Source organism: Bacillus sp. JJ1521, from assembly GCF_036965165.1.
Taxonomy (GTDB): Bacteria; Bacillota; Bacilli; order Bacillales; family Bacillaceae_L; genus Ferdinandcohnia.
The window spans coordinates 1-11,453 of sequence record NZ_JBALOX010000095.1 but is presented as its reverse complement, the minus strand read 5'-3'; the positions used below and the strand labels follow the sequence as shown (position 1 = coordinate 11,453).

Here is an 11,453-nt window from a genome sequence, read left to right as displayed (position 1 = left end):
ACTCAACTTCTTTCCTTAAGGTAATGGTACTTTAAATATAATTTGAAAAAGTGTAAAAATTGACCCGCTCACACAAATTGAAATGATTGTTATTTTAAGAATAGAGCCAGCATCCATCACTTTCATCAAAATAAACAGAAATATGAACGAAGATAGTAAAAATGGAAATCTAGGAAGTAAGATAAAGACGAATAAACCAAGTATTAAAATCCCTAACAGCATATTATGGATTTCTTTTGACTTAATAAATTCGCCTAACCACTGCCTAACTGCAAGAACATTTGCTTTAAATCCTACTTTTTTTAAACTCTTAACAAATAATAATACTGAGCATAACATCAACATACTTCCAAGAAATAATGTAAGAAGTCCAGGTGATGCATACAGTGGACCTCCTACTTCTCCATGAATTCTTAAGCTTTCCGCAATGATATAGCTTGAAATCAGAAACATACCGATGGAAGATATGAAATCGAGATGTTTTAACTGTGTTTCCATTTGTTATTCACCTTTTTCTGGTCTTGGAATATCAAACTTTTCAGGTGAAATTTTTGCTATTCCACCATCGTATAAAGCCCAGTTAACTGTAGAGGCAAGCTTTTCTACATATTCTTGTGCCTTATCCCCACTGTAGCCAATAACTTCTACACCTTTTTCATTTGCAAACTTCTTCATTGTTTCGCTATCTATCGCCTTTTTGAACGCTGCATCAATTTTATCAACAACATCTTTCGGTGTATCCTTTGGCACTGCAATTCCAAATGATTCCCCTAAAGGAACGATTGACTTCAAATCAGGATTTACATCAAGAATAGATGGAATTGGGTCTGCTCCTTCAATTTCAAATGGCTTATCCGTAAGAGCTGCAAGACCATTCAATTTGTTACCTCTAAGCATATCTACCATTTCCATTGATAATTGAGGAACAAGATCCACTTCGCCCGAAAGCGCTGCCAAAATTGCAGGGTTTCCACCTTCGTACGGTACATGCTTGTAGTCAAAATCAAGGGCTGACTTTAATACTTCACTCCCGATATGTCCTCCTGTACCAATGCCAGCTGTACCAATTGATACTGAGCCTGGATTATCTTTTAAGCCTTTCACAAGTTGGTTAATATCTTTGTATTTAGAATTCTCATTTACAGCAATAACGTTAGGAGAAAAAGTTGCAATCCAAATATTCCAATCACGGTGTGTTTTTTCTGTGTATCCCATAACAGGGTAACTTACAAAAGCCATAAACCCATTACCTAGCATCGTATATCCATCATGTTTTTCATTCTGAACACTTAGCGTACCTACCGAACCGCTAGCGCCTGGAGTATTCACTACGGAAATATTTACCCCAAGTTCCTTCGACATTTCATCTGCTAATGTTCTTGTTGTCAAATCAGTACCACCACCGGGATTAAAAGGTACAACCATGGTAATATCTTTCTCTGGCCAATTTGATTCTTCTGCTTGAAAATTAGAAGAAATTTTAGGCCATACTAATGCGAGTACAACTACTACAGCTATAACAATTCCCCACATAATTCCATTTTTCTTTTTCATAAATTTTCCCCCTGATCATTTAGTTTTTTTACCGAATCGCCAGGCATTAATTCACATGTAATTTTTTCTTGATGCCAATTCTGACTTTCAGCTTCTCCCGATATGTTTCTTAGTAAAACCTCTGCGGCAATTTCACCAATTTGTTGTTCTCCTTGATTTATACAAGTAATTTTCGGTACGCTTAACTGCGCCCATGTAGGTGTACCGATTAGAACAACAGACATCTGTTCCGGAATACTTACATTTCTTTCTCTTAAATATCGAATTGCACCTTCCGCTAGGATGTGGTGACCAAATACCACTCCAGTGATACCTGATTCATAGTAGTTCTGCATTAAGCGATAACCCGTATCTCTTTCAAGAGAACCTAGTTGAATCCATTGCCGCTCAACAGGTAAGCCTGAATCTTCCATCGCTTTTGTATATCCATCTTTCCTGTCTTGAACGTTAATAGAGGTATCCCAGCCCATAAACCCAATTCTGTTATGCCCATTATCAATTAAGTGTTTTGTTGCTAAATAACCACTGCTGAGATTGTCTGGCCCGACGAAATCATATTCGTTAAGACCAATCAATGGTCTGTCAAGAATAACGTAAGGAATGCCCAAGTTCCGAAGATGGTCGGTATTTTCTGTTCCCTGAATGGTCGGACTGATTATTATGCCGTCTACGCGCTGTTCAATCATTTTTTTGATAATTTCTCTTTCTCTCTCCATATCATCCACTGTGGTGCTAATCGAAATAAAATAGCCATGGCGATGCGCTACTTCTTCAATAGCAACGATAATCCTTGTGAAAAATGGATTATCAAACTGAGGAACCAACACTGAAAGAATGCCTCGCTCTTTCCCCTTTAAACTACTTGCAACAGCACTTTTCACATAATTTAACTCCTTAGCAGCCTGAAGAACCCTTTCTCTTAATTCTGCACTGACGTAACGCCCTTCTGAATCATTGAGAATATAAGATACAGTTGCTATAGATGTCTCAGCTAACTTGGCAACGTCTCGGAGTGTTGTATATTTCTTTTTCGCTTGTTTCTTCAGGATTGAACACCTCCTAATAAGTAAACGTTTACTCATTGTTATTAAAAATTAGTAAACGTTTACTTAATACAATCTATTATAAGTAAACGTTTACTTGATTCATATTTTAATAGTAGCCTCAATTGGTGTCAAGTATATTTCTGAAAATAAATTTTATTTTGTTAACTTAAGGTTTAAATTAATCACTGAACCTTAATAAAATACTTGATTATTAGTTCGAACGTTCTTTAAACAAGTGGAATAGATGATCTTGCTCTCACCCTACCAGTGAATTTTTTAACCTCTTAATCTTCTTTTCCAAACAAATATAAATATAGTAACAGCTAAAAGTAAAGATAATCCTGTTACTAACAGTGTATACATAGATGATGCTGTATTAGGGAGCTTTTTACCTTTGTTATTTGTTTGGACATCGTGACCTTGATTTTGAGATTCGCCACCTTGATTCTTCTTGTCGTCCTGGATATGGTTCTTGTCAACATCCCGGTTATGATCTCCGTCTTGACTAGGGTTCTTTTTATCATCCTGATTCGTATCTCCATTTTGCTCAGGGATGTCTCTATCCTGGCTAGGTGCTGCCTTAACTAATCCATCTAACGCTGCTTTCAATGTTTCCAGTGCTTGGGTTAATTCTAACTCTGTATTAATCTTTTCTAGTTCTGATTCAGCTTTCTTGATTGCAGCTTGTAATGCAGCAAAAGTATTTTCAGTATACACTGAATGATCATTTGAAATTGTTTTTGCCTCAGCAATGAGATTCTTTAATTGACTTAAATCAATTGATGGGAGAGTATTTTCTTTGACTGTCACATTACTGGTGTCTAAAAATCCACCCTCAACAGTTTTTATTGTAATAGTTGCGCTTCCCTCTGCAATTGCTGTAACAAGACCAGTATCATCGACAGTAGCAACTCCTGCATTGGAGGAGCTCCATGTAACAGCTTTATTATAAGCATTCGCAGGTAACACTGATGCCGTAAGTTGTCTAGTTTCACCTTTTTTGAGACTTAACTCCTTTTCGGATATTTTAACTCCTGACACTTTGAGGTGCTCTTCATTAACGGTAGCATCAACATCTATTGCCCAATATTTATTAACGTTGGATGTGCCTGTTCCAGTTCCTGATCGTGCACCAAACATCGATACACGAAATAGCCGTGCTGATATTCCTTCAGGAAATATAAATGTCTCATAATCAGTTATAGAATCTCCACCTGCACCGGGTAAAACTTCCATACCCATTATATGCCCATTACCTAAATTATCTCTTCTCCAGCTATCATCCATCACTTTGGTCCAATTATATCCATCGTTTGATATTTCAAAATCAAAATAATACGACCGTCTGATTTGCGTGTCCCTAGAATAACCAAGTGATACACTATTAATTGAAGCAGGCTTATCACCTAGGTAAAATTGAACCCATGGCGTACCTGATGCGGACCATGATGTCTTTGGATCACCATCAATTAAATGAAAAATTGATGATTGCCCTGCACTTGAGGTAATTGGAACATCCTTGTCTATAATCCCAAAATTTACTACGTAAACAGTATCCAGCTTTCCTGGCATACTTACAGTAAGTTTAATTGCTTTATTTCCATCATTTGAAACAACAACATTTGTATTAGCATCTGCCTTATACGATATTTCTGGAAGGACTGTATAGTCTAAAGCGACAGGTACATTATAGGAAAGAACATCCTTGTTAAAATTCTCTAATGGTATACCGTCAACTAAAATTCCTTCTAGTGATGCAAATATTGTCGTAAAATCACTGGATTCGTCAATATAAGCAGGAATATCACTTTTATTAATATTATTTACAGCTTCTTGTCCCAACCTATCCTTCAGCTGCTGAATGTATAAACTTTCTGGTGCCATTTTACTCCCATTGCTGTACTCATAAGGATGGTAATTAGGAACATTTCCTGGGTCCACTGCATCCATTACGAAAGGGAGTCTTTCACCTTTTTGCCCGAATATATAATTAGCTGCAAGCGGATTCTGACTGATGATATAAGGACCAGTATTATTATAAAGTGTATAATTTGCACCTGACCAACCATGAGCCGTTCCATTGTTCCACCTATTCTGTACATAAACTCGACCGTCAAAATTATCATATAACCCACCAGTAGACCATCTCAAATGGGGCTCATTTGCATCAAATTCGTATTCCGCTTTATTATTGTAAAATACGTTAGGACCAATAACATGACCCATTACAATAAACCCGTGGCGAGTATATCTGGTATAGTTCCGTTGACTTAACACTAATGTCCCTCCAGCATTTGAAAAACTATATCGACGCTCTCCCCCCGTACCACCTACAGGTTCAAGACAGTTCACATCCTGAATAGTAAGCTTGCTAACACCAGTTGAAATGGACACAGCAACATCGATGTGATAGGTGGTTATCCTCCTTGCCCACGCATTTTGTGCATTACCAAAACGAACCGCAAGCTGTGCATGAAGTTCATCATCAAATGATTTATAATCTACACCAAATGCAGAATTAATTGCTGTAGTTGATTCATTAAACCTCGATAACACCTGAATGTTCTCAATACCTACATTATTTATTCTGCCTGTCGGTTCATACTTTGTCACTGTCGAAACACCATATCTCATATCAAGTGCATCTGCTAAAGGCTCTAGAAGAATTATTTCATTGGTATCATGATTGATAGACTTTATTGTACGCTCTTCATCTTTATTAACATATGCATTATCGACAACTCCATTTTCCGCCCACTGATTAGCTGAGGGTACCCCTGGCGCATCAGTAATAACATCCATTCTAAGGTCTTGGGCCCAGGCTGCATTAATAGCTCTACGAATATTGACCGTATCCCCTACGCTAAGACCAGACACTGATGCAAGTTTTAGTGTATATCCTCCAGCTGGAACATATTGATCAACAATTTCGATAGGGCTACCGCTTTTTGAATCTGCTGAGCCAGAAAAATTGAAGATAGCTGTATTTTTATCATAGGAGCTAGCCACCCAAGTTGCAACAACCTTGGTAACGTTTGGTTTAGCTTCCTCGGATTGTTTATAATTCTTCCAGTTAGTTGGACTTAATGGTATCGGATGCTCTTCTATATTTTCGTGGTCATCTCCTTCTCCCTTTATTACAATTCCACTTTCAGAAATTCTAATTGAACTACTTACCCTGTAAGTACCCGCTTTTAATAGTAATGCACCTCTAAAACCATTGGAATCGGGCGCAATACGTCCTATCATGTTAACTGCGTTTTGAATACGCTCGGTATCGTCCGATGTATAGTCTTCGGAAGGCTCAAGGATAACTTTCACAGGAACATTCGGAATTTCAATACCACCACCTTGGTATCCTACATTGGAATAATCCATAACAGTGTTGCCTAGATAATCAGGAATGTAGACCAGTCTATTTTCATGTAAATATAGTGCTGGGTAGGGGTTGGTATAATTGTATTTAGAAATGTCTTCGTCTACGGCAGTGAAATAGACTTTATCATAAACCTTTTTTCTTCCTTCAATTTCCCATTCAAAAACATATGTTCCAAGGATAGATGCTTCTACATCAGGCGCAACAACAATTGTCGAACTACTTTCAACGGTTTGTTTTGCAATTGTATAGATAGTACGCCCATTTGGGTCCTTTAATTCTCCTGATACGTTAATATCTTCTTTTGCAGTTATATGAATTTTAGGAACCGCAGTATCTTTTCTTACAATGGCTGGTCTCCCTACTGTTAAACTCATTCCTTCATAATCTGGAACAATTCCGGCTAACTCTTCTGTTGGGTAGACAGGTTGATTTGGGTCTCCCTCACTAGACTCTTTTTGAAACACAAAGAAGTTATAAATTTCAATCCAACTGCTTGCAAGCTCTCCTGTTAACATCACATATCGAGCTGAAATTGGTGTCTCTAGATTGCTCATAAATACCTTATTACCATTTGCATTCGGTAATTCTCTTACATCTTGCTCATATGCAAGGTCCCAACCAGCCGGTTTACTGTAGTTTAAAATACCATCTGCTCCGGAAACGGTGGCGTTTGAGACAGCTGCCCATTTTTCAGGATCATTTGTGTATTCAACACGGTATTTCGAATCTTTTAGTCTCGTTGTTAAATTACTAACTGTTGTCCCCCATGCAACGCTAAACTGGTCAATTGTTTGAATTTCACCTAAGTCAACGGCAAGCCAAAATGTATCTTTGCCAGCGCTAATACTAGCTGGCTTGCTTTGAGACTGATCCACTTGGTATCCACTGCCAGCGTTGCCGGTGGATTCACCGTTAAAGGCGTTTAAAGGTTTAGTATTTCCTCTTATTGAGCTTACTTTGATGTTTTGTTCATCAGGATTCAATGCTAAGTTCTTAAGCGAAAAATAATTTACTTGAATCGTATACTCTTTCTTTGAACTCCCCTTTATTAGCACTAACTTGTCACCCGTTAAAAGCTCATCTGTTTCTTTTTTAGGAGTACCATTTATGTCTACTACCCTTAAGATGCTATCAATACCATTGGAAATTTGCTGATTCAGCTTTTCAAAATTTGTATTTTTAATTACAACGATAGAGTGCGAATCTTCCTCAACATTTACAATATTCGGATGGTCCGCCTTTAGTGAAATTGTTATATCTTCTTCAGCTGCATTAATTTTTTTACCTAAGGTGAGTTCCAATGATGTCAATATTAAGAGAATAACTATTATAAGGCTAAGTCCTTTACGTACTCGAATATACATACTTTCACTCCTTGATTAATTTATAAAAAGTGGGTTATCCTCCGAGCCTTCTTTTTGCTCCTCGTGGATAACCCTGATTTTTAAATTTATTTAGCCCCTAATTCTTCTTCTTTTTACAACAAACATTGATCCAACACCAGCAAGAAGCAACGCTATGCCCATCAATAACATTGTAAACATTGATGTTGCCGTAACCGGAAGTTTTGAACCCTTTTTATCTTTTTGTTTATTGCTGTTTTTGCCTTGGTTTCGCTTATCATTACTTGATCCTTTACTGCCTTGATTTTCATCTCCATCTTTACCAGGACCTTTTCCACCGTCATTATCACCTAAACCAGGTGAAACCTTTACTAATCCATCAATCGCGGCGTTCAATTCTTTTAGTGCCTCCATTAAATCCTGTTCTGTTTTTATACTAGTTAATGCCGATACAGCTTCTTCAATCGCAGTTTGTAACGCGGCAAAGGAACTATCTGTATAGACTGAATCATTATTTGTAATTGCTTTGGCCACTGCAATGAGTTTCTCTAGTGGGGTTAAGTCAAGTGAAGGCGTTTTAGCTTGTGCCTCTCGAGTAATTTCAATTGTATACGTTTTTTCCACTGCATCCGCCCCTGAAACAACGATTGATATTGTATTGATTCCAACGTTAAGAGCAATTGGTCCACTAGGTTTTCCGCTTTCTACAATTTCCCCATTAACCTGTATTACTGCCTGTGATTCTGCCTTTTTCGCTGTAACCGTTACATTTGTAACATTATTATCAACCGTTTGTGTATAGTTCGTTTTTCCTGAATAAAACTCTTCATTTAACCCACCTGATGATAAATGAATTCCGCTTAAATCCGAATAAATATCTGTTCGCTTTGTTCTATCCATTGCAATTTTCATCTTAGTAAGAAATGCTAATGTTTCTTCATAAGGCGGTTCAGCTAGATCCCCTGGATAACCTTCATCTCCCGGATTCCATAATAATTCAACAGGTACATATTCACCATTTCGCCCATAAGAGCTGCTTCTCATATCTTTAAAAATTCTTTCTAAATCCATTAACTCTGTTGTTTCTGCCCCTCCTGGTTTTTTCTTCACTTGAAAGTTGTTTGAATAAGGAAGGATTAGGGCAATATCCGAATACCAATCATAGCCTCGCGCATCAAGACTCATAAAATCTCGGTAATAACCTGTATCGTTCACAATACCAACGTTGTCTCGATCAACCCATTCGAGTAGCTGAAGGACTTGGTTGGCCGTTGCTAGCATATCACCATGATTTTGAACACCAATTTCAACACTCGGATAATTCTCTTGTGCAAAGTCTGCTATTTCTTGAATGGCAGGCGTAATTCGATCTTTTGTTATTGCTTCCCAGCCTGAGCGTAAAATATCAGCAGGAGGTGGTCCGGCAAACACCCTAATTACAGGTGCCCCCATTTCAGCTGCAACTTGAATATAAAATTTTGTTCTCTCAATATCTAGCTCACGTCTTTTTTGATTAGGGTCTGCAAAGTTATTTTGAATTCCAGTACCGCTTATTGCAATGCCTAAGTTATCGCTATATTCTTTAATGCTCTTAGCAAATGCAAGAATTTCCTTCTGCTGTTCTTCTGTTGGCATGGCTGTATTACTATAACCAGGAATGTAATAAGCTGTGATATCTACTGCATCAAACCCGTTTTCGTGTGCCCACTTGATTGCCTCAAAAGTAGTCATTGGTTCCGGTGAGGTACGTCCTTGAATCCATGAGTTTAGATTCATATTAAATGTATACAAATTCAGACTTGTTTTATAATCACCGTTATAAAAAGGCAGTGTATGATCCTTACGAAGATGGTCATAGTTCGCGTCATTATATGCATCTGCTCGCTCTACTGCTGGTAACTCATCGCCATTTTCAGCGATGAAGTCAAATGCACTCCAATCAATCATTTCGCTATTTTCAACTTTGACATATTCATCGAATGCAGCTCGGTCAGGTACATGAATTGTCATGCCGGTTACAAAGTTAAACCATAAGCCTTGTTTACCCTCAGGGACCGTAAGTGTCGGTGGTTGTGAACCTAAGTACAAATGTTCTAAATTCACACAATAATAGAAAGCTCTCTGTTCTATAACCTCTACTTTTGGAAACCTCGCAATTTTAAGCTTGCTATCACTAGAACCCTTTACTTGCGCAAACGCTTGTGATCTAATAATTTTTACATCCGGAAAATCTACTTCCTCAAGACTTTCAAATAAATTAAAAGCCTTTACATCAATTTCCTCTACGTTCTCTGCTTTAATTTTTCTTAAATATCTATTACCCTCAAAGGCATTTTTAGGAATGGCTCCTTTTTCAAAATTTGCCTCTTCGATAATATAAAGCTCCTCGAGCTTTTTAAGACTGCTAGCAATAAAGCTGATATCGGCAGAGGATAAAATACCGGCTTTTATTGTAAGTACTCGGATATCCTCAAAATTACCGCTAAAATAAGGAGAATTTTTAATTGCATCTTCTAGTTTTTTTGTAGTAAAATTAGTAATTTCAACTTCCAGAGTTGCTGGAGGCCCTTCATCTGCCCCCTTCTCTGCATCATCACCGTTAGACTTGATTTCACACCCGCTACAAATAGTGCTCCAATCCTCATCTTCTTTAAAGATTTCTATTGCAACTGTTGGAACGAAAACAGTTAGTTTACTAGTATCTACATCTTCAAACCATTCAGTGGGCTCACCCGGAAACTCTTCAAACCCTACTGGTAAATATGTTTTATTAAATGTAAGTGATGTAAGGCTTGTATTCCCCTTGAAAGACTTCGGACTAATCATACGTGTATCAAGGAACTCGGCTGTTTCAAGCGAAATACATCCTTCAAACGCAGATGATCCAATATTGGAAGTAGCGATTCCTATTTTAACTTCTCTCAGTTTTTCAAGCCCTTTAAAGGCATTATTAGGTATTTTATTCCCGTTCCAGGTTAAATGGACAGGATCATCCGGCTTCTCGATTATGAATGATGTTAGATTAATATAGTTACTTAGAAGTTTGCCTTGATGATTAAAATCTGCATTTGCAAGAGTTTTCTTTGCTTTTCCTGCTTTTATTACAATCTTTTTTAACTTTGCAGCTTGTTCCGGAATTGTGCTATCAAAGCCAGCTTCCCTTAATAGATCAACAAGCCTATCTGTTTTATCGAATGTAATGACAGCTACCCCTTCTACACCTGCTTCAGTTTCAGGCAGGACACTTTCTTCATCATCTTTTTTAGGAGGAGTAACCTCATCCTCTTCTGGAGAATTAACTACAGCCTGGATTCTATTCTCCACACTCCCCCATAAAGCGTCACTCTTATAAGTTTCAACCTTAGTAGCCGGTACATAGAATGTAGCATCCGTTGGGAACAAACTAGGTCCTGTTAGTGGTGGTGTTCCCCCCAATTCAATAGATTCAAGATTTGAGATGCCTTCAAAAGCGTTTACATCTTCAACACTTGTCACACTCGGTATGACTAAAATTGTTAAAGCTGTGACTCCCCTGAATGTATTTGCTCCAATCTTTGTTACATTTTTCAATGTAACCGATTTCAATTTAGAATTTGCCGAACTAAATAAGTTTGCAGGTGTAATTCCCTGAGAGTTACTGTTTGAAGTCCTTTGAGTTGTAGCGTTACCTATTAATTGTAAATCTTCAAGATTAGTTAACTCGTTAATTATTCCAGTTACATCATTGCCATCGGCTGCTTTCCCAACTCCAATCACACCCGCTGTTAGAATTAAAACCTTGATATCGGCATAATTGTTTCCACCGGGTAGTACAGAGTCAATTTGGTCCTTTAACTTTCCAGCTACAAATTCACTATTTAACGTCAACGTTCCCGTTTCTGCATCAAATGTGCCATTAGTATCAGCTGCCTGTGTGTTTGAACCCCTTGTAAATTGAAACGAAGTAAAAATCAAAAGAAATACTAAAGAAAGAATTAGTACTTTTCGGGCTTTATGTACTCTCTTATACATGAACTTGCACCTCCGTTATTATTTGTGTTTCCCTTAATATTTTTCTTCAAAGAAGGATTTACAGAGATATCCCATTTAACACCTCCAAATAGAATTAAGTAAACGTTTACCTAAAATTGC

The 11,453-nt window shown here is 37.6% G+C and carries 5 protein-coding genes and 1 pseudogene; all 6 read right to left on the bottom strand.

Annotated features, from left to right (window positions below):
- Window positions 1–15: 15 nt before the first annotated feature.
- Window positions 16–498, bottom strand: a complete 483-nt coding sequence (locus V7147_RS13850; protein WP_335368438.1) for a tripartite tricarboxylate transporter TctB family protein — start codon at window positions 496–498, stop codon at window positions 16–18.
- Window positions 499–501: 3 nt separating this feature from the next.
- Window positions 502–1,554 (bottom strand): Bug family tripartite tricarboxylate transporter substrate binding protein, encoded by a 1,053-nt coding sequence (locus V7147_RS13845; protein WP_335368437.1) that lies wholly within the window; start codon window positions 1,552–1,554, stop codon window positions 502–504.
- Complete coding sequence (locus tag V7147_RS13840) at window positions 1,551–2,435, bottom strand: LacI family DNA-binding transcriptional regulator (RefSeq protein ID WP_335368436.1); 885 nt, start codon at window positions 2,433–2,435, stop codon at window positions 1,551–1,553. The genes V7147_RS13845 and V7147_RS13840 overlap by 4 nt, the downstream gene beginning before the upstream one ends.
- A 9-nt stretch (window positions 2,436–2,444) precedes the next feature.
- Window positions 2,445–2,636 (bottom strand): annotated as a pseudogene (locus tag V7147_RS25225) (LacI family DNA-binding transcriptional regulator); the annotation flags it as partial.
- A 240-nt stretch (window positions 2,637–2,876) separates the two neighbouring features.
- Window positions 2,877–7,343 (bottom strand): Ig-like domain-containing protein, encoded by a 4,467-nt coding sequence (locus tag V7147_RS13835; RefSeq protein ID WP_335368435.1) that lies wholly within the window; start codon window positions 7,341–7,343, stop codon window positions 2,877–2,879.
- Between the two features lie 90 nt (window positions 7,344–7,433).
- Entirely contained in the window at window positions 7,434–11,333 is a 3,900-nt protein-coding gene (locus V7147_RS13830) for a leucine-rich repeat protein (RefSeq protein ID WP_335368434.1), read from the bottom strand.
- Window positions 11,334–11,453: the final 120 nt, after the last annotated feature.